Below are 26,502 nucleotides of genomic sequence, written 5' to 3'. Positions count from 1 at the left end.
TGTTTGAATGAATTTTCTCTTAACTTCGTAAGAAAAAATGATATGATTTTCTTAGAGTCTAGTCGATGAATCTACTTGAATTAGGGGTTGTAGCGGTGAGGATGGGCAAAAGGAAAGTCACTTTACAAACGAAAATTTTGGGGTTAATTATCGGGCTTTTGCTTGTTGTCATTGCGTTATTGACCATTTGTTTTGGTTTTCTGCAGACATCAGAAAGGCAGCGGCAAGCTGAACAGCTGGCGGTGCAAACCGCTAGAACAATCTCATATATGCCGCCCATTAAAACATCGGTGGGCACCTCATCAGTGTCTGAGTATGAAGAACAGGCAGTGCTTGAGCAAATGAAGGATCAAGTCAGAGCACATGCCATCTTCATTACCAATCAAAAAGGGAAGGTCCTTTTTCATACGAATCATGAGAATGTAGGAAAAACCATCAGTGTATTTAGAGGAAGAAGTACCCTGCTATTTGGGGGAACCTCCATATCAACGGGTGATTCTAATGGTGAAATCGTTGTCAGAGGCAGTGCCCCGATTATGAAAGAAACAGGCAAGCATGAAGAAATTATTGGCACAGTCACCGTCGAATTTTTAAAAAAGGAAATTGATCAAGCGACAGCCCATCAACTAATCAAGCTTAGCTATATTGCCCTTTTTGTGCTCTTGCCTGGTATATTCGGAGCGATTTTTTTAACAAGAAGTATTCGCAAAGATACATTAGGGCTTGAACCGCACGAAATTGCTTCATTATTTCGAGAAAGAGAAGCGATGCTGCTTGCTATAAAAGAAGGGATTATTGCATTTGACCGCAAAGGCGCGATAACGATGATGAATACATCTGCTGAACACATGCTGCGCGTTTCATCCGAACTGCCTCTTCATATTGACCAAGTCTTGCCAAAAGCCAATCTCCTTTTCTATTTAAAGGCGGAAACGATTGAACCGAACATCGAAACCGTCGTCAATGATAAAACCTATGTCTTAAATGTGAAAAAAGTGGTGCAGGACAATCGAGTTTTTGGGGGAATTGTGAGCTTCAGGGAGAAAACAGAGCTGACGAAGCTGCTGGATACATTAACAGAGGTCAGCCAATATTCAGAAGACCTGAGGGCACAAACGCATGAATTCTCAAATAAGCTGTACGCCATTTTAGGTTTGCTTGAGCTGAAGCAAGTGGATGAAGCCATCGACTTAATAAAGGAAGAATATACGCTGCAAAACCGTCAGCACGATTTACTGATGAAGCAAATACGATCTCCTAAAATACAAGCCATTCTACTCGGTAAGTTAGGGAAAGCATCTGAGAAGAAGGTCCATTTCCACATCGATGAAAATAGTTCATTGGAGCCGCTTCCAGCACATTTAAGTCTATCTCACTTTATTATCATCATTGGTAATCTTGTAGATAACGCCTTTGAGGCCGTACTAAATAAGGAGACGCGCGAGGTAAGTCTGTTCATTACAGATATTGGGTTTGATATTATCATAGAAGTATCTGATTCAGGTGATGGAGTAAACGAGGAAGAACTTTCACATATTTTCACAAGAGGCCATTCGTCAAAGGGGGAAGGACGAGGCTACGGGCTAGCGAATGTGAAAGAAGTGTTGGACGAACTTGGGGGCTGGATTGAAGTGACGAACCAAAAAGAAGGCGGTGCCATCTTCACTGCATACATACCGAAAGGCACAAAGGGGGAATAAATGGTGATGAAGGTACTCATTGCGGAGGATGATTTTCGAATCGCAGCCATTCATGAATCTTATATACAACAAATAGAAGGATTTCAAGTCGCCGGAAAGGCAAAGAGTGCAAAAGATATGTGGGAGGCGCTCCAAAAGGAACAAGTCGACCTCATCCTGCTTGATGTATATATGCCCGATGAGCTCGGTACAAACCTGTTGCCGCTTTTAAGAGAACACTATCCAGAAATAGATGTAATTATTATCACGGCTGCAACGGAAACGACACTTTTAAGAGATGCACTTCATTACGGAGTGGTTCATTATTTAATCAAACCAGTGACCGCACAAAAGTTTGCGCAAGTTTTAACCGAATATAAAGAGAAGAAAGACATCATTAATTCTAAGGATGAAGTCAATCAAACGATGATTGATTTGTTTTTTGGACAGATGCAAGAAGAGCCAAAAGAAAAGGATGGCAGGGACCTGCCTACAGGGATCAATTCGCTGACTTTGGACAAGGTGAAAACATTGATGGCATCAGAGAATAATGGGATTACAGCGGAAGAACTCGGAGAAAAGATGGGGGCTTCACGCACAACAGCGAGACGGTACGTCGAGTATCTCGTGACAACAGGAGAATGCCGGGCAGAGCTTGCGTACGGAATCATTGGCAGACCAGAACGGAAATATTATCCTGCCATAAAGCAAGCGGAGTCATAAAAGATGAAAAAAGGAATATGCCTTGTCATTATGATCTGTCTTTGTATGACGCTCACCTTTAATGAAAAAAAGGGAGGCGACTCTTTCCTGCAGCACAGCCCATTATATATTGTGGTGTCTGGTGTCCCTGACGGCGGCTTTGACCAAACAGCTCAAGTGATGAAATCAGTGCTCGAGAAAGAAAAGCTGGTGAAGCGGCCGGTGAATATCCTTTATCAAAGAGGCGGAACGGTGGATAAAGGATGGACATATATGATGGAGCGAGATACCAACTATGTTAGTTTGAATTCAAGCTTATTGTTAAGCCGTAATTTGCTTGGCAGCAGTAACATGACAATGAACGATGTCACACCGCTCGCCATTTTGGCAGAAGAGTGGCAGGTCGTCGCAGTCCCAGTGGATTCTCCCTTTTCAAATGGGAAGGAGCTATTAAACACACTAAAGAAGAAACCAGATTCCTTAAAAATTGGATTTGCCCCAGACTTCGGTAATGATGATCAAATCTCGTTCGCACGAGCGGCAGAAATGGCAGGAATTGATCCATACCGCATCCAATTTTTGAAATTTGACAGTGCAGATGATTTATTTCAAGCGCTGATTGACCATGAGGTAGATGCAGCAACGACCACGATTACAGAAGTTCGTCATGATTATGAAAAGAAGAGGCTAAAGCTTGTAGCAACCACAACGAATCAGCGTTTAGCGGGATTTGAAGATGTGCCGACTTGGAAAGAGCAAGGCATCCCGCTCATCTTCTCTCATTGGCGTGGTGTGATGGGCCCAAAGCAAATGAATCAGCATGATATTCGTGAATGGGATCAGCTTCTTCAAAAAATGACACAAACGAAGTCCTGGAAAAAGCAATTAAAGCAAAAGGGCTGGACAAGTCGTTATATGAACAGCAATGAGGCTAAGATCTTTATGGAGGAGCAATTAAGGCGATATGAGCAATTTATCCAAGGAGAACAAGCGGTCGAGTGAGACCGCTTTTTTTATGGAATCCATCAAAAGCAAAGTTTGAACAAAATGAACAAAAAGCATTTATCGACCGAAAAAGAATTAAAATTCATAATATTTACTTCAATTTCAACGTCAGATATCATGACAGAAAGGGTTGGAAATGGGATACCAACATTTAATGAAAGCGTATACAACATAAGGGGTGAACAAAGTGTTAGCAATCTTAGGATTTCTTATGATGGTTGTATTTATGGTTTTGATTATGACGAAACGTATGTCTGTTTTAACGGCATTGGTGTTAACACCAATTGCATTTGCTCTTATTGCAGGTTTTCATTTTACTGAAATTTCAGACATGATTGTCAAAGGTGTACAGCAAGTCGCACCGACAGCGGTCATGATTATGTTTGCGATTTTGTACTTTGGCATTATGATTGATGCTGGTTTATTTGATCCAATGGTGGCGAAAATTTTAAACATTGTCAAAGGTGATCCATTAAAAATTGTCGTCGGAACAGCTGTCCTGACCATGCTTGTTGCACTTGATGGTGACGGGACAACAACGTACATGATTACAACAACAGCGATGCTTCCGTTATTTACGCTGCTTGGCATCCGTCCGATTATTTTAGCGGGGATTGCCGGAGTTGGCATGGGGATTATGAATACAATTCCATGGGGAGGTGCCACACCTAGAGCGGCGAGTGCACTTGGCGTTGATCCTTCACTTTTATTTGGCCCGATGATTCCAGTCATTGGTGCAGGGGTTTTGAGCATGATTGTGGTGGCATACTTTCTTGGGAAGTCTGAAAGAAAACGTCTTGGTGTCATTGAGCTCGACCAGCCGATTCATGCAAATGAAATGGCAGCGGCACTGCAGGATGACATCAAGCGGCCGAAACTTTGGTGGTTTAACTTGACGCTTACGTTGTTATTGGTGCTCCTTCTTGTCTCAGGAAAAGTCAGCTTAACGGTTCTATTTGTTCTTGCTTTCTGTGTGGCGATTATCGTGAACTATCCGAACCTTGAACAGCAGCGTGAGCGGATTGCGGCTCATTCAACCAACGTCTTAGCCATTGCCTCTATGATTTTTGCGGCAGGGGTTTTTACAGGTATCTTAACTGGAACGAAAATGGTCGATGAAATGGCGATTTCGATTGTATCTGCCATTCCAGAGCAGCTTGGCGGCTTCATTCCAGTCATTGTTGCGTTAACGAGCGGGATATTTACGTTCTTTATGCCGAATGATGCATACTTTTATGGGGTCCTGCCGATCCTATCAGAAACAGCGGCAGCATACGGTGTTGATAAAATCGAAATCGCGAGAGCTTCTATTATTGGTCAGCCGATTCATATGCTAAGCCCACTTGTTCCATCGACTCATTTACTTGTTGGACTTGTTGGGGTATCACTGGATCAGCATCAGAAGTTTGGCATGAAATGGGCTGTACTTGCAGTCGTCGCCATGACGGTCATGTCGATACTCATTGGGGCCATCTCCATTTGGTAAATAAAAGAGTGTCTGCTACTTGAGCAGGCACTTTTTTTAGGTCATATTGCCGAGCAGGCTCGATTCATTTGCCCTATACAAAAAACATGTCTGTTCCTCCAAAAGATATATTTTTGAAAAATACTGACACTTTTACTGTTTTTTTCTTTATAATGCAAATCAACGAAGGGAGAGGATAGCATGTCCAAACGAAAAGGCACGATTCTTTTTACTGCTGTATGCCTCATAGCAGGAAGTTTGTCGATGGTGAGCCCAGCTTCAGCTCATGCAGATACCCCTTATTTTGGAAAGAGTTATGAACAGCCGGCCTCAGTGAAGAAGCTATACCCTGAACCTGACGAGACGTTCGACACCCCTGCCTTTCAGAAAAAAGGAGAAGCCTTTACAACACAAGAAGAGCTTCAAGAATTCTTGCGTGATATTGTCCGCAAAAGTCCTTACGCTACGCAGAAACAGATTGGAACATCCATTGAAGGACGGTCCATTTCAGCTCTCTACTTTACAAAGGATCGTCATATCTCTCCACTTTCAAAAAAGCCAACGATCTGGCTTCAAGCACAAATACACGGAAATGAACCAGCCTCCGGTGAATCTGCTCTCGTCATCGCAAAACGATTAGCAGGTGAACAAGGAGAGCGTATACTCAATCATGTGAATATGATCATTGTCCCGAGAATCAATCCTGATGGTTCTTATGCGTTTGACCGCAGGCTTGCAAACGGAACGGATGGAAACCGTGATCATATGACATTAGAATCTCCAGAGCTCACAGCCCTGCATCAAGAATTTAATCGGTATGCACCAGAAGTAGTCATTGATGCCCATGAATACGATGTAGGACAAAAGCAGTTTGATGATATCGGCTCAGCGGGTGCCCTCAAATATCACGATTTACTGATATTATCAGGCAAGAACTTGAATATTCCAGAAAGCATCCGGCTCACGTCAAATGAATTATACGTGAGCGGCGTCCGTGAAACGCTGACAAATCAAGGATTTTCGAATGATTTATATTATACAAGCACAAGAGGAAAGGATGGAAAGATCGATCTCTATGAAGGCGGAACGGATGCACGAATTGGCCGAAATGCCTTGGCGCTCTCGCCAGCTTTGTCATTTCTTGTAGAAAGCAGAGGGATTGGAATTGGAAGAGAGGATTTTACCCGCCGCGTCGCAGCACAAGTCACCACACATGAAAAAATCATTGAAACAACGGTGAAGCATGCTAAGCAGGTGAAGCAGCAAATGGTGACGGAGCGACTGAAGCTGGTGAAAAAAGGACTCCAATCAAATGATGACGATCAAGTGGTTATTCAAGATGATTTCAAAGCGCCAATGGATGATTCGCTTGAAATGGTGGATATTGAAAAAGGACGGACCATCAATATCCCTGTACGCTTTCACAGTGCGAGCGATGCTGTTCCTGTCATGTCGAGAGAACGACCGACAGCTTATCTCGTTTTACCTGGGCATGAAGGGGTAGAACGGAAGCTGAAAACTTTAGGGTTAAAAAGTGTCACATTGCCTGTCGGCGTGAAAGTACCGGTACAAGCCTATCAAGTAACAAAACGAGACGAAAAGAGCAAAACAGATATTCAGCTTGAAACAGAACTCACCCAAAAGAAACGTCAGCTGCCAAAAGGGACAAAGGTATATATCACGGCGCAGCCGCAAACGAATTTATTGTCACTTGCCCTTGAGCCAGAATCAAAAGACAGCTATATGTCATCTGGGTTTATTGCTTCAAAAGTAGGCGATGAACTCCCAGTGTACCGGTTCTTGCTATCTAAAAAGACGTTAGGCATTAAATAAAAAAGGGCTAAAATTATTTTAGCCCTCAGCGTGTAGACAAACCCTCGCATTCGGTGTCAGTCCTGTGCGCCGATGCTCACGAATGTTAAATTCGCTCCGCTTCGGTGCTCGTCCTTCCTAGACTGCAAAGGTTTTCTATCACGCTGAAAAGAAGACAAAGGGCTAAAATAAACATCATTTTTAGCCCTTTGTCTACAATCTAGAAGCGGCACAGTGCGTGCCGCTTTTTTATTTTCGTCCAGCTCTTATTTCATCAGTCAAGCCTTCATATGGTGCTTCGGCGATAATGGTTTCGTCATTTACACCTGCATGATGGATATACGTAATGTCCGCAAATTCTGGAACAACATATTTTGGATAGGTGTCGTATTTTTCTCGAGATTCTTTCATGAGATCGATATAGTCATTTTGATAGCAAACTGTGATATCTGGACGTTCATGCACCCATTTTGGGAAGAAGATGACGCCATGCATGCGTTTTTCTTCAGGCATAAAGTTCAGAGAGACGTCTGTCCCAGTTGGTTCTGTCCAAGAAACTTTGTAAACGCCTTTTGTCAGCTTCACAATATTCACTTCTTGATCACGGACCCAGCGGCCTCCAACCATTCCGCTATGAATGCGGTAATCAATGGTGTGATCGTTTTTAATGTAAATCTCATATTCCCAGCCATTTTCATACGTATAAATCATATGAAGTCCAACGAATTGATCCATGTTTATTCCTTCTTTCATTAAAATGATGTTATTTCAAACATGTCATGATTTACATGTTTATTTTAAAGTCTATGGTATACTATTGTCAAAGAATAAGCGTTGGAGGCACATCATGAGAGTTTTAAAATATGCCATTCTTGGTTTACTAGATCAGTGTGAGCTGACGGGATATGATATAACCAAACATTTTAAGGATTCCCTTGGACAGTTTTGGAGTGCGAAGCACAGCCAAATTTACCCTGAGCTGAAGCGTCTCACAGAAGAAGGGTTTATTGAATTTGATATTCGTATACAAGGAAAGAAGCTGGAGAAGAAGGTTTATCAAATCACAGAGGCAGGGAAAGCAGAATTGCATCAGTGGTTAAGGACAAAAGACCCGATACCAGAAACAACAAAGGATGAATTCATGCTCAAAACATTTTTCATCTCTTCCATGGACAACAAAGAAGCGGCTGACTTGTTTACACATCAACTGCTAGAGCGCACCAAAAAAATAGACATGCTAGAACAGAAGCTGCACGCTTTAACGGAGGAAGACCCTGCCGCTGAATCGCTTCATTCAGCGCAATTTGGGCATTACTTAGTGCTGACAAGGGCAATTGAAAGAGAAAAAGGCTATGTCCGCTGGCTCGAGCAGACCCTTAAACGGATTGATTCATCCGCGCTCTAAGGACAATGGTCGGATGATATGATAAAAAATGGTTTGAAACCAGTGAATTTATTAATAGAAACCGCTACAATGGATATATTCGTATTAAAGTGAGGCGAGTATGTTTGAGTAATCAAGAAGCGTTGTGGAATGAAGCAGAAGCTTTTATTTCTTTATGCTATGAAGAATTAAGCAAGTCAAATGAAGAGAAAGCAGCACGTCTGCATGAAATAAAACAAGAAATTGACTCTAAAGGGATGTATACTCACACACAAGAGGAATTGGCGCACGGGGCGAAAATGGCGTGGCGCAACAGCAACCGCTGCATTGGCCGTTTGTTTTGGTCAACCCTGCAAGTTCACGACTGCCGGCATGTGAAGACAGAAGAAGAGGTGAAAGAGGCACTCTTTCATCATATTGAGTATGCGACAAATGGCGGGAAAATCAAACCATCCATTACGATCTTTCCTCCAGAAAATCATTCGCAAAAGGAAGTCGTCATTTATAATCATCAGCTCGTTCGTTATGCAGGCTATGAGACGGAGTATGGCATCATTGGCGACGAGGCATCTCTTGAATTGACAAAGTTGTGTGAAGCCCATGGCTGGAAAGGGGAGGGCACGCATTTTGATATTCTGCCTCTCATGTTTCAGCTAAAGGATCAGCCGCCCGTTCTGTATGAGCTTCCGAAAGAAATCGTCCAAGAAGTCGAGATTACCCATCCTGAATATGAAGGATTTCGTGATTTAGGATTGAAATGGTACGCCGTTCCGATTATTGCTGATATGAAATTAGAGATTGGCGGTATTCATTACAATGCGGCACCGTTTAACGGATGGTATATGGGTACAGAAATTGGCGCACGTAACCTAGCCGATGAAAATCGCTACAATATGTTGAAAAAAGTTGCTTCTATTTTAGGGCTGGACACGACAAAGAATGCGTCGCTTTGGAAGGACAAAGCCATTGTTGAGTTGAATGTGGCGGTTCTCCATTCTTACCGAGAAGCAGGGGTGACCATTGTTGATCACCATACAGCAGCACATCAATTCAAACAGTTTGAAAAGCAGGAAGAAAAGGCTGACCGCAAGCTGACTGGGGACTGGACATGGCTGATTCCGCCAGTATCACCAGCTGCTACCCACATCTTCCACAAGCATTACGACAATACCATTGTGAAGCCGAATTATTTTTATCAGGAAAAGCCCTACCATGGGACAGAAAAAGCCTAGCGAGAGCTAGGTTTTTTGATTACCTTATTCGAAAATCCTTATAATGAGCTAACTCAGTGAGCGGCTCCATCTGCATATCTGTGACCTTTGAAAAAGGGCTTCCTTTTCGAACGGTCTTTAAGAAATCAAGCACCTTTTGCTGCTCACCCTCTACCTTTAACTCGACATGACCTTCATCTGTGTTGCGTACCCAGCCTTTCATCCCGCGATTGACTGCTTCGCCTTGTACAAAATAGCGAAAACCGACTCCCTGCACCCGTCCTGTGACAATGGCATGATAATGAATCAATGTCATCTCTCCTTTTTTCTCATCGTACCATAGCATGTATCTGACCTTCACGCATCGACTATGATTTAATTGTCTAACGATGTAAAATAATAGGCATGAGACAACCAAAGGAGATGGTCATCGTGGGACAGAAGAGATATGACATAGTAGGAATCCAAGTAGGACAACCCATCACGACCTATGCGAACGGAAAAGAAATCAAAACAGCCATCAACAAAAAGCGTATTCATGAGCCTGTATATTTGAGTAAGGTCAATTTTGAGGGAGATAGCCAAGGTGATTTGGTTCATCATGGAGGATATGATAAAGCCGTCTGCGTCTTTCCATATGATCATTATGCTTACTTCGAGCAATTTTTAGGGGTTACATTACAGGAAGCTGCGTTTGGCGAAAATCTGACAGTGCGCAAGCTAGTCGAGACGAAGGTGCGTATTGGCGATGTCTTTCAACTTGGAGAAGCACTTGTTGAAGTGAGCCAGCCAAGACAGCCGTGTGTGAAACTATCTTTTAAGCACGCTAACATGAAGCTTGTCAAGGAAGTACAGCAAACGGGGTATACCGGTTTTTATTTACGGGTGCTGAAAGAAGGCATAGTGCCGCCTGATGGTTCTCTTGTATTAGTAGAAAAAGCGCCCCATCACATTACAGTCCATGAAGTGAACGAGGTCAAATATCGTCAAACAAGTCCAGAGAGGCTGAAAGCCGTTCTTGCAGTAGATGCCTTAGCAGATGTGGTGAGGAAGTCTTTAGAAAAACGAATTCAGCACATTTAAAAAAAGCCGTACATCTTATGCTGATGTACGGCTTTAAGCGTTTATGAGCTAGGTTTCTTTTGCTCAAGAAGATTTGCAAGGAAATATGTTTTTAAGCTTTGAAGCTTTCTTCCTTCATGCTTGGTCACACCAAGCTTCTTTAATTCTTCGACATACCAGCCTTTGCTACCATAATGCATGATAGAAAACTCCTTTCAATTGAAACTGCCTGCATTGTAACATCTCAAAAAAGGACGTGAAAAGTGTGCAGGGGTTAAGAAATGAAAACTGATTCTATCTGCCTATGATCCATGTATATGCTGGAAATAATCATTTATGAATTTGGCGGGTTGAGGGTAACGATGATCATGCCGACCGTCATAATCATGATGACAATACCAAGATAAGTCATCATGGATTGTTTTTTCTTAATACCTACAACCGTTAAGATGATACTTTCTATCAAAAAGATAACTCCTATGATGATGAACCACATATCAAATAAGACCCCTTTCGCATATCTTTGCCTATTTTACCACAGGCATTTTTGTTTAGTCGTGACAGATTCGTGAAAGGGAAACGAAAAAAACCCCTCCAGTGAAGAAGGGGACCTGCTGGCTTACAGCTTCGTTAAAATAATGGGTTCGTCTTTTGTGATCACAATGGTATGTTCAATCTGTGCCACTAGGCTTTTATCTGGTGTTTTAAATGTCCAGCCGTCATCAGTCTGATAAATCGATTCAGCATTTGTTGAAATAAAAGGTTCGAAGGCGATCACTGTGCCATTCTTAAACAAAGCATTATCGAATGGATCATAATAGTTCAAAATATGGTTGGGTGCTTCATGCAGATTTTTCCCAATGCCGTGTCCTGTTAGGTTTTTAATGACGGTAAATCCTTGTTCTTTGGCTGTATTGTAGACCGCACGGCCAATTTGGTTTTGTCTTTTACCGGCTTTTGCATGCTTTAATCCTTCGAGGAATGCATCCTCTGCACACTGGCATAATGCTTCAAGACGAGCATCACCTGTACCTAATACGAATGAAATGCCGGTATCGGAATAATAGCCGTCCAGCTCTGCTGAGATATCAATATTGATGAGGTCGCCCTCTTGTAAAATGGTTTTTTCACTTGGAATACCGTGTGCAACTTCATCGTTCACGCTGATACAAGTCGTCCCAGGGAAGTCATATTCCTTTTCAGGCGCCGAATTGGCCCCATGCTCTTCTAATATTTTTTTTCCAATCAAATCTAATTCTTTTGTAGACATGCCTGGTTTCGCTTGGCTTTTCATTTCTTCTCTTGCCAAAGCGACAATTCGACCGACTTTTTTTAAGGCTTCTAACTCATGATCATGTTTGACAATCACTGTTCATTCCCGCTTTCTATAACTTCATTCTATTCAATAGCTTACCACATTTTACGCGAAAAGAGTAAAGAGCGGAATGTCAAATGAATGTGGACAAATTGGTATAGATAACTAGATGTGCATATGATATATTTTTTATGAACATCATGAACGTTTGGTCATGATGAAGACAAAGGGGGAGAAGGCAAATGGTGTTTCAGTTTTTTCAAAAGCTAGGCAAATCATTTATGCTTCCAATCGCTGTGCTTCCGGCAGCAGGGATTATTTTGGCTATTGGGCGGGAGGATGTATTCGATATCCCGTTTATTCATGCGGCAGGGAATGCTATTTTTGCAAACTTGGCTTTAATTTTTGCAATGGGTATAGCGATCGGCATTGCAAAGGATGGTAATGGGGCAGCGGCATTATCAGGTGCGATCTCTTATTTTATTTTATCAGCTGGTACAACGTCGATTAACTCAACGAACAATATGGGGGTATTGGGCGGTATTTTATGCGGGCTATTGGCAGGGTATGTGTACAATCGCTTCAAGGATACAAAACTGCCGGAATACTTAGGGTTCTTTAGCGGAAGACGGCTTGTGCCCATTATGACCGCACTTTTCACCATTCTATTAGCAGCCGTTTTCGGATATGTATGGCCTCCGATTCAAAGCGGGATCAATGGTTTAGGGGAATGGATTTTAAGTCTTGGTGCGACGGGTGCAGGGCTGTTTGGTTTCTTTAACCGATTGCTCATTCCATTAGGGCTTCATCATGTGCTGAATAACTTATTTTGGTTTCAATTCGGGGAATTCAGCGGGGCAACAGGGGATCTAGCGCGATTCTTTAAAGGAGATCCAAGTGCGGGTGTCTTTATGACCGGGTTCTTCCCAGTGATGATGTTCGGTCTGCCAGCGGCATGTCTAGCCATGGTTGTGACCGCAAAGCCTGAAAAGCGAAAAGCTACAGCTGGCTTGATGATTGGGATGGCGCTTACGTCATTTATTACAGGGATCACTGAACCAATTGAATTTTCATTTATGTTTTTATCTCCACTCTTATATGGTGTCCATGCTGTGCTAACAGGTCTTTCGCTCTTTATTGTGAACACCATTGGAATTCATAGCGGCTTCGCCTTTTCAGCAGGAGCGATTGATTACGTTTTAAGCTTTGGCATCGCACAAAAACCACTCATGCTGCTCGGAGTTGGGGTGCTTTATGGCATTGTGTACTTTGTCGTTTTCTATTTCCTCATTAAACTGTTAAAGCTCAAAACACCAGGCAGGGAAGATGTTGACATTGAAGATATTGCAGCCGATGATACGAAGACGGCAGGTGCGAGTATGCTTGTAGAGGGACTTGGCGGCAAAGACAATATCACCACGATTGATCATTGTGCCACTCGTCTACGTTTAACAGTAGAAGATACACATTTATTAAATGAAGGCACATTGAAAAAAGCAGGTGCCAAAGGGGTACTGACTTCAGGGAAATCCTCCGTACAAATCATCATTGGAACGAATGTAGAATTTGTCGCAGATGATCTCCGCAAGGAAGTCGATCGAGATTGAAAAAAGCGTTCAGCCAGGTCAAATGGGCTGAACGTTTTTTTGTTTGCGCTGTTCGATCACCAGCACAATACTGATTACAACAAGTAAAAACCAAGAACTGATTTTCCCAAGATGTACGAGAGACCAAGCGTGCTGTTGATTTGGATATTGCCATGCTCCTAAAAAGGTGGTGACATTTTCGGCAATCCAAATGAAGAAACCAATCAGCAGAAATGAGACGACAAGCGGCATTCGAAAGGTAGAAGAGCCAACCTGAAACGAGACGGACGTTTTTCGAAACACGACAACAAGCAGCAATGTCAGCCACCACCTGAGATCATAGAGCCAATGATGCGTAAAGAAATTGAGATAAATGCACAAACTGATCCCGATTGAAAAAAACGGATGGGGCCATGAAGCCATCTGCACTTGAAGTCGGGACAGTGCCTGATAAATATAGCTTGCTACACTCGCATACATAAACCCGCTATAGAGCGGAACCCCAAAGACCTTCGTATAAGCTTCTTCAGGATAGGACCAAGAACCCATATGTACTTTATACATTTCTAAGCCAATTCCAATGAGGTGAAATAGACAAATCACCTTCAGTTCATTCAATGTCTCCAGCCGAAGCGTCAGCATGAGAATCTGTGCCAGGAGGCAAAGCAGTAGAATGAAATCATACCGGTGAAGAAAAGGAATAGCCACCATCTTTGATAGGGCAAGCGCCGCAAAGATCATGACGGGGAATAGACACGACATCGCCTGTAAGTAAGCAAAATGGAATAATGTTTTCATACAAAGTTAAACCCCTTCTTATTGTCTGAAATGACTTAGACGGTTTTAGCAAGGGAAAAGTTTACATCACATAGATATTCATGAACAATTTGTGAATATCTATGTGAAAAAGATCACAAATTAGAAACGGCATAGTATAATAAGATCATAAATATAATGTGAAATATTTCACATAAATTAAAAGGAGGCATCATCATGTTTACAAAATTCTTACAAACGAATGTATGGGCAGCGGTTATCCTTTTGGCAGCAAGACTTTATATCGGATGGACTTGGCTGACATCTGGTATAGGAAAACTAACAGGCGGATTCGATGCATCAGGATATTTACAATTTGCGATAGCTGAACCTGTTGTCAAAGATGGCCATTTAGTGTATCCGTTCTATGTATGGTTTTTAGAAAATGTCGCTTTGCCGAATGCGGGACTATTCAGTGCCATGGTCATGTGGGGAGAAATCTTAGTAGGTCTAGGATTAATCGTTGGATTGTTCACAACAACTGCAGCCTTTTTCGGAAGCGTGATGAATGTCTCTTTCTTACTAGCTGGTACCGTCTCTGTCAACCCGCTTCTCTTGCTCATTGCCATCGTCATCATGGCAGCGAAAGGGAATGCAGGCAAATTTGGACTTGATTATGTCGCAGGTCCAGTCTTGAAACGAACAATGAAAAGAAAGCCGCATTTAGAAGTGGCTTCATAATAAAGAAAAAGCATCCTCAGCTTCTGCTCAGGATGCTTTTTTATTTAGGAATCGGCTTTCATCAGGTTAATATGCAGGACGGTGAGTTTATGCTGATTTATATCTGGGTCATGGCCGACGATAAATTCAAGCTCATAATCTCCAGTTCGATACACGTATTTTTTCTCTTTTGTCTGAGGGATGGTGCTGACCGAATCCGCTGGTCCAAGTTGTTTCTTTAATAGGGAAGGGGTCATCCCGCCGATATTCGTTTCTTTTTCTACATTTGTACCGAAATAACGGATTTCGTCAATTTTGCCTTTTGCATCATAATGAAAAGCAAATCCCGGATTCCCCATTTCAGCATGATACAAATCAAAGCTGCTGTGACCTGTTTCTGGATATGGATTTCCTAGTTTATGATGAACGTCTTTTTTTGTTTGAACACCAATTTTTAGTCCTTCTGCATAGTACGGCATTTGTCCTTTATGTGCCAGCTCATACACGTTGTTTAATGTGTTTTTCGGACCTTGAGGAACGGATTGTTCTACTGCTGTTTTGGTCATGGCGTGTGCTGAGACCGCAGGGCTGAAACCAATTAGGGCGGACGAAGCGAGTGAAACAGTCACGACAAAAGCGGTTGTTTTTTTCAAGATAAATCCCTCCTTCTTCTTTCTATACCCGGTGCAATAGCGGTCAAACGTGAAAAGAACCAGCTGATCAGGGATCGGCTGGTTCTTAAAATGAGAAAGTTATTTTGATGAAGAGCTGGATTCATCTTTGGCGGAAGAGGAATCTTCTTCATCCTGTACTTTCTTTGTATAGTCATATTGATTGCGGTCAATCGGTGTAAAGCCTTTAGGCTTGTAGAAACGGAGTAAATCTTCGGTGACGATCTTATCAGATGTCTCCAGCATCTTTTTCACCGTTTCATTTTCTTGTGATGCTTTATCAGTCGGCTCAATTTTCTCGCCTGTTTTGTTGCTGTAATAGTTATTGCCTACTTTTGTGTAGTCCTTAGAGACGAAGTCACCGTTTCTAAATGGCACAAGCTCTTTGAAGTTCTTCGATAAGATATCAGAACCAGACATTAAATAGTTCTTCGTATCATCGCCGAGCAGGTGCAGAAGGGTTGGTGCGATATCGACTTCTCCAGAGTATTTATGAATCTGTCCGCCTTTTACCCCTGGTACATGAATAAAGAGCGGCACACGCATGAGCTGCGCATTTTCATAATCTCCGATTTTTTGTCCTGTCACTTTTTCCATCGCTTCATTGTGATTTTCAGAAATGCCGTAATGGTCTCCGTACATAATGACGACTGTATTGTCATAGAGACCTGATTTTTTCAAGTCGTTGAAGAACTGTTCAATGGCTTCATCTAAATAATGAGCCGATTGGAAATAGTTATTGACGACAGAGTCTCCGAAGTCACCAGGTTCGAAATCGGTATCACCTTCATCCATTCCAAATGGGAAATGGTTCGATAACGTAATGAATTTCGAATAAAACGGCTGCTTCAAGTTTTCGAGCATTGGCATGGATTCTTTGAAGAAAGGTTTGTCTTTCAGCCCATAGTTCTTCGTATCTTGCTCATTCATATCGTAGTACTCAGAATCGTAAAATCTGTCATATCCAAACGACTTAAACATTTCATTACGGTTCCAGAAGGTTTTCGTATTGCCGTGGAATTCTGCTGACGTGTATTGATCCTTCTTCAAGATGCCAGGAAGTGCTTGATACGTGTTTTGCGCTTTGTTAATAAAAACAGAGCCCTGTGATAATGGGAATAGCCCAGTATCCATCATAAATTCAGCATCAGACGTCTTTCCTTGTCCTGTTTGATGGAAGAAGTTATCAAAGTAAAACGTTTGGTTGTCGTGTGCCAATGAATTAAGGAATGGCGTCACTTCTTTTCCGTTTACTTTGTAATCAATGACAAAGTTTTGCAGAGATTCAAGAGAAATGGTGATCACGTTCATGCCTTTCGCTTTCCCGTAATACGCCGGGTTAGGATCAGCGCTGTTCGCTTTTAAATAGTTCTCTACATCTGTCACGTCATTTGAATTTGCCAGAGCACGCTGGCTGTTTGATTTCACATTTTGAATGGCATCAAACACAGTAAAATTATAAGCACCTAAATATTTAACTAAATAATTGCGGTCAAACGATCTTGATAAAAGCTCTGGTCGATCAATCTCTGCGGCGACTAAGTTCATCACAAAGATCACAACAGAGGACACAAGGACGAGTCTAAACGATTTTGACTTTTGAACAGGTACAGTAGCTGTACTTGTTTGCTGCTGCTTTTTCATGCGGACTGCGAGTACGATCAAAATGATTGTATCCATAAAGTAAAACATATCAGTCCAACGCATGAGTGAAAATGCACTATCACCTAATTGTCCGCCATTCGTTCCTGCCTGCATCACGGTAGGCAGCGTGATAAAGTCATTGAAGAATCGATAGTACACGATGTTTGCGTATAGTAAAAAAGACATGAAAAAATGAATCACAATGATAGCGGCAGGCTGCCATTTTTTCTTGAACAATAAAGCAAAGCCAAGAAAGAACAAGCTGGAGCTAATAGGATTCACGAAAAGCAAAATATGCTGAAGCACATTTGATATACCAAGTTTAAATTCAATTAAATACGCTGAATACGTTTTGAGCCAAAGTAAGATGGCTGCAATAACAAAGAAGCCGAGGCCTCGTTTTTGAATAAATGTTTTCATAAAAACACTCCTTTTCTCCGATACACGGAAGAGGCGGAACGAAAGAAAACGAACCATTAGAATATACCATGAAATGCTCAAATAGAAAAGTGTTAACCGGAGAAGAGCGTCAGCAGCCTGTCCGAGCAATAAAAGGGAAGAAAACGAAAATATTCGCTCTTCGAAAAACTTTTTATGAAATTCATCCTATTATTAACAGAAAATTCAGCAATTTCCCAGTTGCTATATCAATAAAACAGGTAAAAAGACACAAGCCTAAAGAATTAATTTGGTTTCTACAATGATGATTTAGAGAGTATTTCCAGTGTTTCTTAATGTTTATGCAGGTTAAGTAAAAAAAATGAGAAAAAGAATGGAGGAGGAACATGGATGAAATTTCCTTCTATGAGATATATCAATATATTTTTTTGTTTCATCAACATAATGTTTTCGATGTGTTTTGTAAGGGTTTTATTTATTTTGATGAATGAACAAATTATCTAAATATACTTAAGTGAACATTTCGAGACTATAAACTTTTAAATTGGGGTCGATATAGACTTTGACAGGAAATCTTCCATTGAAAGGATTGATAGTATATGACTGTACGAGCAGAGAACCTCGTTCAGAACTGGTTTCCGAGTGAGGACGGAAATGCAGCAGAGCGTAAAGAACTCATCAAATTGATGGAGCAGATTGTTTCAGGGGTCGATCATCTGAAAGATCCGAACCGTGCACACCTAAAGGGTGAAAAGAATCGTGGAGAAGATTTTTACCAAAAGCTCACTGAAACAAGTCAAATTCCGGTGAACGGCCAACAAGCGGAACTTGTGAATGAAGAATTACTGAAGCTTTTACATAACCATCCATACCACACAAAGTATTTCTTCACGAACATTTTGCCAATGGCAAGTACACCAGGAATTCTAGGCATGCTGACGGCCATGCTGGTAAATGGAAACAACCTATGGGATGTTTATGGACCAGCAGGAGCGGAAGCTGAGGTCAGAGTGGTCTCAATGATGTCTAAGCTCATCGGATATGATCCAAGTGTGAGCGGGGGATATACAACATGGGGAGGTCAGGGAGCCATTTTCTCAGGACTACGTTTAGCGATTGCAAAAGTTGCGCCGGAGTCACTACGGAAAGGTGTCCCGCAAAATCTTTATGCGTTTTGTTCTGATGCTGCACATTACAGCTTATTTAAGTCAATGGAAGCAACAGGACTTGGCACAGACAATTTGATCAGAATTAAGACGAATAAAGATCATTCGATGGATATGGAAGATTTGCGTTGTCAAATGGAACGTGTTGCACAAAATGGCGGAATTCCCGTTTATATTGTCGCAACAACCGGAACAACAGATGCCATTGCAATTGATGATGTAAAAGGGGTACGTGAAACAGCAGAAGCCATTGCTGAGGAGTATGGTCTACAGGTGCCGCATATTCATGCGGATTCAGCGCTCGGCGGATTTTTTGCTTTCTTTAATGAGTATGATGTAGCTGAAAACCCGCTGCAATTCTCATACGGTGTTCTTCGTATGCTAAAAGAAATCAAAGCGAAATTCCAGCATCTTTCTCTTGCTGACACGATGTGCTTTGACTTTCAAAAGCTCGGCCAAACACCTTACACATCTAGTTTATTCTTAGTGAAAAATGCTGCTGACCTAAAGCGTTTAGATCTGGAAGAACAAGAGACACCATATGTTGGTCATAGAGGCTACGGCGAATACCATACGGGTTATACACTGGAATGCTCAAGAATGGGAAGCTCTATCAGTATGCTGAGTGTGCTGTTAACGTTTGGAATTGAAGGCTACCAGCGCTTGCTCGGTCAATTCCTAGAGGTGAACCTTGCCTTTAGAGAAGCACTCAGTCAAGAAATTCCGCAAGCTGAAGTCGTGAATGATGACAACGTCGGAATGGCTACATTATTTAGAATTTACCTAGACGGCTCACCGCGTTTTCAAGAAGAGATTTCAGGCGAAGCGACTGCAATGGAAATTGAGCGGAATAATGAATTGAACAAAATGCTGTTTGAAAAGCTTGGAGAGAAAAGAGACGAAATGTTCTTTGGCGATACAACGAAGTTTTTACTTGTAAATGCAAAAGAAGGACAAGAATTCTATCTAAGTGTTAGTAAGTTTTTTGTTATCTCACCTTATACGTTACCAGAGCATATCCCACATATCGTATCTTATTTAAAAGATGTGATCGCATCTGTTTGTGGACAATTTGAACATGTACATGCTTAAATCAAATCTGAGAGTGGAGATGTAGGAAAAAATGGCGAAACAAAGGAAATTTGGAGGGTACACGATATCCTCTAAAATCATGTCAGTCGTTGTCGTAACATTACTCGCAACCGTTGCACTATTCGTTTTAACATTTTATCTAGTCAGCCAGGATTTATCATCCCAGTTATTAAAGCAATTTGATTATCGATTAACAACAGATATTGATACTGCAAAGAAAGAAATCGATAATTTGGATGGAAACGTTCTTGGCATTAGCGGGAAGGATGATCCCCTTTATGTGGAGGTCAAAAAGAAATTCAAGGAGCTTCAAGAAGATCATACGCTTGAGAACTTATACGTGCTATCTAATAAAGGCGGCAAAGAAAGAATTATTATATTAACTGGGGAAGAAAATGATTTTGATCAAGATTATGCCTTTTCAGATGAGATGAAACAAGCACTTTCTGAAGATAAAATGATCAAAAGTGATATTTACAAAGACTCATTTGGTACACATAAATCAGTCTTTTTGCCAATCAAAGATTCAGGCGGTGAACTGACGGGGATTTTAGGAATTGATTTAGATGCATCTGTTGTGCCTGAAACAACGAAGAAGCTGACGATCTATATCACGGTTGCATCTGCTATTGTGCTCATCGGTGGGTTGTTTTTCTCCTTTATCATGGGCAGAAGAATTGCGAAACCAGCACGTTCATTGATGGAATCAGCGAACCGAATTGCTGACGGTGATTTAACTGGAATGGTAGAGGTTGAAAGTAAAGATGAGATCGGTCAACTTGCCGCATCCTTCCAAAAGATGCAGGGGCGGATCAAAGAGCTCATTGCGAAGATCTCAAACTCATCTAGTGAAGTGTCGAAAATGTCCTCACAGCTTCGCACCGTAACGAATGAATCGAGTCAAAGTGCGCAGCAAGTGTCAGAAGCCATGACGAATATGAGTGAAGGAATCAATGATTCTGTCGCAAATATTACGGATTGTACAACATCCGTTGCAGAGATCGATACTCAAATCGAAGGTGTCACAAAAGAAGTCGATGAAATGAAATCTGTTTCATCTGACGTACAAGAGCAGTCAGAATCTGGTCAAAAACTAGTGAATCATGTGCTTGAGCATCTGAATATGTTACATGACAAGATGACCAACTCAAAGCAGGCAGCAGAAGAATTACAATCTCATTCCACGGAGATTGAAAGTGTCATCTCGATTATTACGGACATTTCAGCGCAAACGAATCTGCTTGCACTGAATGCTTCAATTGAAGCGGCACGTGTTGGAGAAGAAGGAAAAGGGTTTGCCGTTGTGGCAGATGAGGTGCGTAAGTTAGCTGAGCAATCAGCGGATGCGGCTAAAACCGTTTCAGACCTCGTCATCGGCACACAGGAAAACAGTCAGCGTGTTCTTGAAAGCGTAGAGGAAAGCAGTAAAGCAGTGGAAGAAGGACGTGAACAAATGGAAGGCACGTCACAAAACTTCGCTGTGATTTACGACGGCGTATCTCAGTTTTCAAGAAGAACGAACAATTTGCTTGCTTCTATTAAGCAAGTAGAGCAAGCATATCAAACGATTTCTACATCGATTGAACAAATTTCGGTTGTATCGGAAGAACACGCCGCCAGCTCTCAAGAAGTAGCGGCAGCAACAGAACAGCAAAGTGCTGGCATGCAGCAAATTTCAAGTGCGATTGAACAGCTCTCTGATATGTCAGAGGACTTAGCACAGATGGTTTCTACCTTCAAAATTGACAATAAATAACGAGAAAGCTGACTCTTGTGAGAGAGTCAGCTTTTTTGCTATGCTTAATCAAATCGTTGCAGATGAAAGGAGAAACGCCATGGATTTTGCACAGAGATTATCAGAAGAACGGATCAAAAAAGCGATGGATCACGGGGCTTTTGAAGGATTATCTGGCTTTGGCAAACCCCTGCCTAAAGATGATGCTGCTCATGTACCTGAAGAACTCAGAATGGGCTACAGGATGATGAAAAATGCTGGCTTTGCTGGGGAAGAAACAGCACTGAAAAAAGAACTCATGACCGTCAAAGAGCTTCTTCACTCCAGTATAGACGGAGAGGAAAGAAAAAAACTTTCTCTCATATGTGAAGAAAAACAAAAACGCCTGGATGAACTCACATCTAAGCGCCAAACTTTTGCCCGTCCAGCCTCCTCCTTTTATAAAAACAGGGTCTACGAAAAATTAACGGAGCATAAAAAAAGATGATGACACGCTGCCTCTCCTGAGCACATTGAGGGAGCTTTTTTTATGAAAGCGCTGCATTTTGTTGTTGACTACATGTATATACAAATATAAAATAAGAAACAAACATGTATATACAAGTTTTTTGGTTCTTTTTTCTTATAAAAAACGATCTCGGAGGGGATAGCATGGCTGATTATCAGGCAGCAGCAGATCAGATTGTGAAAGCCATCGGCGGCAAAGAAAATATTGATCAAGCAACACATTGTGTGACAAGGCTGCGCTTTGTACTGAAAGATGAAGGAAAGGTTGACGAGAAAGCACTTGAACAAATAGAAGAAGTGAAGGGATCTTTCTCAGCGAACGGTCAATACCAAGTTGTGATCGGCCAAGGGGTCGTCAATCGAGTATATGCTGAAATGGTGAAACAGACAGGCATTGGGGAAGCCACAAAAGAGGACGTTAAGCGTGCCTCTGATCAAAAATTAAATCCATTGCAGCGTGCTGTGAAAACGCTTGCGGATATCTTTATTCCGATTCTTCCTGCCATCGTCACAGCCGGTTTATTAATGGGGATTAATAATATTTTAACAGCTCCAGATATTTTCTTTGATCAAAAATCGATTGTGGATGTGTATCCGGCATGGGCTGATTTAGCGAATATGATCAACTTGATTGCAGGCACTGCCTTCACATTCCTGCCCGCATTAATCGGCTGGTCAGCAGTGAAGCGGTTTGGGGGAAATCCGCTCTTAGGGATGGTCCTTGGGCTGATGCTCGTACACCCAGACTTATTAAATGCGTGGGGCTATGGAGCGGCTGAAAAGTCCGGTGAGATTCCTGTCTGGAATTTGTTTGGACTTGAAGTGCAAAAGGTAGGCTATCAAGGGCAGGTTCTTCCGATACTCGTCGCCTCCTATTTACTTGCAAAGCTCGAATTATTCATCACAAAACGGACACCTGAAAGTATTCAGCTGTTAGTGGTTGCACCGATTACGTTATTAGTCATTGGCTTTTTATCCTTTATCGTCATTGGACCTGTTACATTTGCAATCGGTAACGTTTTAACATCTGGACTTGTGGCTGTATTCCAGCAGTTCGCAGCACTTGGCGGTCTATTATACGGCGGATTGTACGCTGCATTAGTGATTACAGGGATGCACCATACGTTCCTCGCTGTCGATATTCAATTGATTAATTCCAAACTGCATGGCACGTTTCTATGGCCGATGCTCGCACTGTCTAATATCGCACAAGGATCAGCCGCACTCGCGATGATGTTTGTTTTAAAAGATGAAAAGCAAAAGGGGCTCTCACTGACATCAAGTATTTCCGCTTACTTAGGAATTACCGAGCCAGCGATGTTTGGCGTCAACCTGCGCTATCGATTCCCATTTATTTTTGCACTCATTAGCTCTGGTTTAGCTGGTATGTTTATCGCCTCTCAAGGGGTGCTGGCAAGCTCAGTTGGTGTTGGAGGCATTCCAGGAATCTTCTCCATTATCCCGAAATATTGGGGCGCATTTGCGATAGGGATGGTCATTGTACTCATCGTCCCGTTCATTGGAACCCTTTTGTATGCAAAGCTAAAAAAGAAGAAAGATGTTTCACAAGAACTTAACTAGTGGTGGTGAAGGAAATTGAAACAACAAACAAACGAACCGTGGTGGAAAAAAGCGGTGGTCTATCAAATTTACCCGAAGAGCTTTTTAGATACAACGGGCTCAGGTACAGGCGATATCAATGGCGTGACAAAAAAGCTTGATTATATCAAACAGCTGGGGGCGGATTGTATTTGGCTGACGCCAATGTATGAGTCCCCGCAGCATGACAACGGCTATGATATTAGTGACTATACAAAAATCCATGACATGTACGGCACAATGGCGGATTTTGAACACATGCTGAAAGAAGCCCATGATCGAGGCATACGAGTCATCATGGATTTAGCCGTCAATCATACATCCATTTTCCATGAGTGGTTTCAAGCCTCACGCGAGTCAAAGGATCATCCTTATCGAGATTATTATATTTGGAAGGAGCCTAAAGCAGACGGATCACCGCCGAATGATTGGCAGTCAAAATTTGGCGGTCCAGCCTGGGAGCTAGATGAAGCAACGGGAGAGTATTATCTTCATTTATACGATGTCACACAGGCGGATCTCAATTGGGAAAAGGATGAGGTGCGCAGGCAAGTATATGACATCATGCATTTTTGGTTTGATAAAGGAATTGATGGATTCAGGCTGGATGTCATCAACAACATCTCGAAAGATCAACGCTTCTTAGATGACGCCGGACAGTCTGTGCAAGGAGACGGCCGGATGTATTATACGGATGGCCCAAGAATTCATGAGTTTCTGCATGAAATGAATCAAGAGGTTTTTTCGAAATATGACAGCATGACAGTCGGGGAAATGTCTTCAACGAATATCGCAGACTGCATTCGGTATACAAGACCGGATCGGCAGGAGCTGGATATGACGTTTAACTTCCATCATTTAAAGGTCGATTATCCAAACGGAGAGAAATGGGCCCTCGCACCATTTGATTTTCAGGAATTGAAGTCGATTCTGTCCGAATGGCAGACGAAAATGCATGAGGGCGGCGGCTGGAATGCGCTCTTCTGGTGCAATCATGATCAGCCGCGTATCGTCTCAAGATACGGTGATGATGAAACGTACCATCAGCAATCAGCGAAGATGCTGGCGACTACCATTCATCTCATGCAAGGGACTCCGTATATTTATCAAGGTGAAGAAATTGGCATGAAGAATCCTCGTTTTGAGGACATATCGTCTTACCGTGATATTGAATCACTTAATATGTATGAAGCCATGCTTGAAAAAGGGAAATCAAAGGAAGAAGCACTCGCCATTTTACAGGTCAAGTCAAGAGATAATGCGAGAACACCGATGCAGTGGACCTCAGAAAAGAATGCAGGTTTCTCAAAAGGAACACCTTGGATTGAGCCAGCCAATAACGACATTTCAGTAGAAGCTTCATTAAAGGATCAGTCGTCTATTTTCTATCATTATCAAGCGCTTTGCAGGCTGCGTAAAGAACTTGATGTGATCACATATGGAAGCTTCACTTTACTCTTAGCAGAAGATCCGAAGGTTTTTGCTTATGTCAGAGAAAGCCATGAGGAGAAGCTTCTTGTGATCAATCATTTTTATGCAGGGGAGGCGGACTTTACGCTTCCTGATGAGCTCGTGCAGGCTATAGATGAGATGGAGGGGCAAGTGCTGTTATCCAATTATGAGGATGTACCGGCAGATATGAAGGGATTTACGTTGCGTCCATATGAGTCAATCGTTTATCATTTAACCAAACGCTAGAAAATGGGGCGGAGGGAAAATGAAAGAGAATAAGTTTCGAGTGATTTATGATCAGCTCGCAAGACGAATTGAACAAGGTGATTGGCAGGATAAAGGCATTCTGCCATCAGAGCATGAGCTATCCTTGATGTACGATACGTCCCGTGAGACGGTAAGAAAGGCATTAAATATCCTTGTGCAAAATGGCTATATCCAAAAAATCCGCGGGAAAGGCTCTGTCTTGCTGAATCGTGAGAAAATGCAATTCCCAGTCTCGGGTCTCGTCAGCTTTAAAGAGCTTTCCCAAACACTTGGCCGAAAGACAGTTACGACGGTTCACGAATTTGGTTTAATCAAACCGGATCAGTATATTCAGTCTCAGCTGAAAATAAGTGGACAGGAGGATGTCTGGGAAGTCATCCGCTCTCGCAATATTAGCGGAGAAGAAGTGATTTTAGACAAGGATTACTTTTTGCAAAAGCATGTGTCAGTCTTGTCGAAGGACATTTGTGAAGGATCAATCTACGAGTATATTGAAGGAGAGCTCGGTGTATCAATCAGCTATGCCCAAAAGGAATTTGTGGTAGAGCCATGTACAGAAGAAGACGCCAAGTATCTTGATTTGAACGAGTTTGACCATGTCGTCGTCGTGAAGAATTACGTGTTCTTAGAGGATACAAGTTTATTTCAATACACGGAAAGCCGTCACCGATTAGACCGCTTCAGATTCGTCGATTTTGCAAGAAGAGAAAAAGTGGACAGAGCATAGGCTCTGTCCATTTCAGGTTTTGGGAGAAGGAGAGAGATAGACGACGAATAGATCACCCTTTTTAGGAGGAAAGATGATTAGATTAAATAGACCACTAAAATTAAGAGATTTAGAAATATTCAGCGTGATGAAAGATCATCAGATTTTATGTTATGTCATCATTGAAGATACGCGAAAACCGTTTACGGAAGAAGACAGAAAGCTAGACCCATTATGTTATATGGATGAAGAAGATATACAAGCGATTTTGAATGTGTTTCATATTTCCATTATCAATGATGAGAAATTAAGTGAAGAGGATTTAACGATGGTAAAAGGTTTTTTTGCTGATTTAGTAAATAATACGAACTTAACGAATTTTATTACGAGAGATTATGTTTTAAAGAATTTATATGATGTCGAGGATGAAAATGACATGATGTTCTTTAATAGAATGCTTCGGCATATAGGGTCAGATGATGTGAAAGAATTTGACGACCGCAATTGGATCTATTTATCTCAAGATTAATGACTATTCCATGAAAAAAGGACAGAGCATAGGCTCTG

The 26,502-nt window shown here is 41.9% G+C and carries 25 protein-coding genes; 17 read left to right on the top strand and 8 right to left on the bottom strand.

Features of this window, described 5'->3' with window-relative positions; genetic code table 11:
* Nucleotides 1-101 precede the first annotated feature (101 nt).
* From ACSSTM_RS08285 to ACSSTM_RS08265, 5 genes are all read left to right on the top strand, one after another.
* Complete coding sequence (locus ACSSTM_RS08285) at nucleotides 102-1,700, top strand: sensor histidine kinase (protein ID WP_106071870.1); 1,599 nt, start codon at nucleotides 102-104, stop codon at nucleotides 1,698-1,700.
* 3 nt (nucleotides 1,701-1,703) lie between these two features.
* On the top strand, nucleotides 1,704-2,402 hold the full coding sequence (locus tag ACSSTM_RS08280; protein WP_034665245.1) for a response regulator: 699 nt from the start codon (nucleotides 1,704-1,706) through the stop codon (nucleotides 2,400-2,402).
* Nucleotides 2,403-2,405: 3 nt separating this feature from the next.
* Complete coding sequence (locus ACSSTM_RS08275) at nucleotides 2,406-3,383, top strand: tripartite tricarboxylate transporter substrate-binding protein (protein ID WP_034665226.1); 978 nt, start codon at nucleotides 2,406-2,408, stop codon at nucleotides 3,381-3,383.
* Between the two features lie 190 nt (nucleotides 3,384-3,573).
* Entirely contained in the window at nucleotides 3,574-4,872 is a 1,299-nt protein-coding gene (locus ACSSTM_RS08270) for a citrate:proton symporter (RefSeq protein ID WP_034665220.1), read from the top strand.
* A 180-nt stretch (nucleotides 4,873-5,052) separates the two neighbouring features.
* Nucleotides 5,053-6,684: a M14 family metallopeptidase gene (locus tag ACSSTM_RS08265; protein ID WP_187704398.1), complete on the top strand. Its 1,632-nt coding sequence runs from the start codon at nucleotides 5,053-5,055 to the stop codon at nucleotides 6,682-6,684.
* Nucleotides 6,685-6,912: 228 nt separating this feature from the next.
* Here the strand turns inward: ACSSTM_RS08265 and ACSSTM_RS08260 are convergent, their stop codons facing one another.
* Nucleotides 6,913-7,398 carry a phenolic acid decarboxylase gene (locus ACSSTM_RS08260; protein ID WP_095286068.1) on the bottom strand — a complete coding sequence of 162 codons (486 nt, stop codon included), beginning with the start codon at nucleotides 7,396-7,398 and terminating at the stop codon, nucleotides 6,913-6,915.
* Between the two features lie 112 nt (nucleotides 7,399-7,510).
* Between ACSSTM_RS08260 and ACSSTM_RS08255 the strand changes: the two genes are divergently transcribed.
* On the top strand, nucleotides 7,511-8,068 hold the full coding sequence (locus tag ACSSTM_RS08255) for a PadR family transcriptional regulator (RefSeq protein WP_034665213.1): 558 nt from the start codon (nucleotides 7,511-7,513) through the stop codon (nucleotides 8,066-8,068).
* A 104-nt stretch (nucleotides 8,069-8,172) separates the two neighbouring features.
* Nucleotides 8,173-9,279: a nitric oxide synthase oxygenase gene (locus ACSSTM_RS08250; RefSeq protein ID WP_034665210.1), complete on the top strand. Its 1,107-nt coding sequence runs from the start codon at nucleotides 8,173-8,175 to the stop codon at nucleotides 9,277-9,279.
* Nucleotides 9,280-9,298: 19 nt separating this feature from the next.
* Here ACSSTM_RS08250 and ACSSTM_RS08245 read toward each other — a convergent pair whose 3' ends face one another.
* Entirely contained in the window at nucleotides 9,299-9,568 is a 270-nt protein-coding gene (locus ACSSTM_RS08245) for an acylphosphatase (protein ID WP_170938433.1), read from the bottom strand.
* 122 nt (nucleotides 9,569-9,690) lie between these two features.
* Between ACSSTM_RS08245 and ACSSTM_RS08240 the strand changes: the two genes are divergently transcribed.
* The gene (locus ACSSTM_RS08240) at nucleotides 9,691-10,341 is read left to right on the top strand and encodes an MOSC domain-containing protein (protein ID WP_106038422.1); all 651 of its coding nucleotides are present in this window, start codon (nucleotides 9,691-9,693) and stop codon (nucleotides 10,339-10,341) included.
* A gap of 41 nt (nucleotides 10,342-10,382) precedes the next feature.
* On the opposite strand, the gene ACSSTM_RS08235 is transcribed toward ACSSTM_RS08240, so the two are convergent.
* The 3 genes from ACSSTM_RS08235 to map form a co-directional block, all read right to left on the bottom strand.
* Nucleotides 10,383-10,520, bottom strand: a complete 138-nt coding sequence (locus ACSSTM_RS08235) for a YflJ family protein (protein ID WP_003214303.1) — start codon at nucleotides 10,518-10,520, stop codon at nucleotides 10,383-10,385.
* Between the two features lie 134 nt (nucleotides 10,521-10,654).
* Nucleotides 10,655-10,816 (bottom strand): hypothetical protein, encoded by a 162-nt coding sequence (locus ACSSTM_RS08230; RefSeq protein ID WP_003214360.1) that lies wholly within the window; start codon nucleotides 10,814-10,816, stop codon nucleotides 10,655-10,657.
* Nucleotides 10,817-10,939: 123 nt separating this feature from the next.
* Nucleotides 10,940-11,689: a type I methionyl aminopeptidase gene (gene map, locus ACSSTM_RS08225; RefSeq protein ID WP_034665196.1), complete on the bottom strand. Its 750-nt coding sequence runs from the start codon at nucleotides 11,687-11,689 to the stop codon at nucleotides 10,940-10,942.
* Between the two features lie 191 nt (nucleotides 11,690-11,880).
* On the opposite strand from map, the gene nagE reads away from it, so the two are divergent.
* Nucleotides 11,881-13,242, top strand: a complete 1,362-nt coding sequence (nagE, locus tag ACSSTM_RS08220; RefSeq protein WP_437404290.1) for an N-acetylglucosamine-specific PTS transporter subunit IIBC — start codon at nucleotides 11,881-11,883, stop codon at nucleotides 13,240-13,242.
* Nucleotides 13,243-13,260: 18 nt separating this feature from the next.
* Here nagE and ACSSTM_RS08215 read toward each other — a convergent pair whose 3' ends face one another.
* On the bottom strand, nucleotides 13,261-14,019 hold the full coding sequence (locus ACSSTM_RS08215) for a DUF817 domain-containing protein (protein WP_095286073.1): 759 nt from the start codon (nucleotides 14,017-14,019) through the stop codon (nucleotides 13,261-13,263).
* A gap of 195 nt (nucleotides 14,020-14,214) precedes the next feature.
* Here ACSSTM_RS08215 and ACSSTM_RS08210 point away from each other — a divergent pair, with 195 nt between their 5' ends.
* The gene (locus tag ACSSTM_RS08210) at nucleotides 14,215-14,718 is read left to right on the top strand and encodes a DoxX family protein (RefSeq protein ID WP_034665187.1); all 504 of its coding nucleotides are present in this window, start codon (nucleotides 14,215-14,217) and stop codon (nucleotides 14,716-14,718) included.
* A gap of 44 nt (nucleotides 14,719-14,762) precedes the next feature.
* Here ACSSTM_RS08210 and ACSSTM_RS08205 read toward each other — a convergent pair whose 3' ends face one another.
* The gene (locus ACSSTM_RS08205; RefSeq protein ID WP_437404125.1) at nucleotides 14,763-15,350 is read right to left on the bottom strand and encodes a YjgB family protein; all 588 of its coding nucleotides are present in this window, start codon (nucleotides 15,348-15,350) and stop codon (nucleotides 14,763-14,765) included.
* A gap of 99 nt (nucleotides 15,351-15,449) precedes the next feature.
* On the bottom strand, nucleotides 15,450-17,432 hold the full coding sequence (locus ACSSTM_RS08200; RefSeq protein WP_034665184.1) for an LTA synthase family protein: 1,983 nt from the start codon (nucleotides 17,430-17,432) through the stop codon (nucleotides 15,450-15,452).
* 578 nt (nucleotides 17,433-18,010) lie between these two features.
* On the opposite strand from ACSSTM_RS08200, the gene ACSSTM_RS08195 reads away from it, so the two are divergent.
* From ACSSTM_RS08195 to ACSSTM_RS08165, 7 genes are all read left to right on the top strand, one after another.
* Nucleotides 18,011-19,669, top strand: coding sequence for a pyridoxal phosphate-dependent decarboxylase family protein (locus ACSSTM_RS08195; protein ID WP_095286076.1), 1,659 nt, complete (start codon nucleotides 18,011-18,013; stop codon nucleotides 19,667-19,669).
* Nucleotides 19,670-19,700: 31 nt separating this feature from the next.
* Entirely contained in the window at nucleotides 19,701-21,425 is a 1,725-nt protein-coding gene (locus ACSSTM_RS08190; protein ID WP_034665174.1) for a methyl-accepting chemotaxis protein, read from the top strand.
* A 79-nt stretch (nucleotides 21,426-21,504) separates the two neighbouring features.
* On the top strand, nucleotides 21,505-21,891 hold the full coding sequence (locus ACSSTM_RS08185) for a DUF1992 domain-containing protein (protein WP_034665171.1): 387 nt from the start codon (nucleotides 21,505-21,507) through the stop codon (nucleotides 21,889-21,891).
* Nucleotides 21,892-22,055: 164 nt separating this feature from the next.
* Nucleotides 22,056-23,492: a PTS system trehalose-specific EIIBC component gene (gene treP / locus ACSSTM_RS08180; RefSeq protein ID WP_034665169.1), complete on the top strand. Its 1,437-nt coding sequence runs from the start codon at nucleotides 22,056-22,058 to the stop codon at nucleotides 23,490-23,492.
* A gap of 15 nt (nucleotides 23,493-23,507) precedes the next feature.
* Nucleotides 23,508-25,208 (top strand): alpha,alpha-phosphotrehalase, encoded by a 1,701-nt coding sequence (gene treC, locus ACSSTM_RS08175; protein WP_437404124.1) that lies wholly within the window; start codon nucleotides 23,508-23,510, stop codon nucleotides 25,206-25,208.
* A 19-nt stretch (nucleotides 25,209-25,227) separates the two neighbouring features.
* Nucleotides 25,228-25,956: a trehalose operon repressor gene (gene treR / locus ACSSTM_RS08170; protein WP_437404123.1), complete on the top strand. Its 729-nt coding sequence runs from the start codon at nucleotides 25,228-25,230 to the stop codon at nucleotides 25,954-25,956.
* Nucleotides 25,957-26,029: 73 nt separating this feature from the next.
* A complete protein-coding gene (locus ACSSTM_RS08165) occupies nucleotides 26,030-26,464 on the top strand; it encodes a hypothetical protein (protein WP_060595769.1) in 435 nt (144 codons plus the stop codon).
* The last annotated feature ends 38 nt before the right edge of the window (nucleotides 26,465-26,502 follow it).

The sequence above is a fragment of the Bacillus sp. RK1064 genome, from assembly GCF_051488405.1.
Classification (GTDB): Bacteria; Bacillota; Bacilli; order Bacillales; family Bacillaceae; genus Bacillus.
Note: the sequence above shows the minus strand (reverse complement) of the source record. Positions and strands in the feature narration are given on the sequence as shown.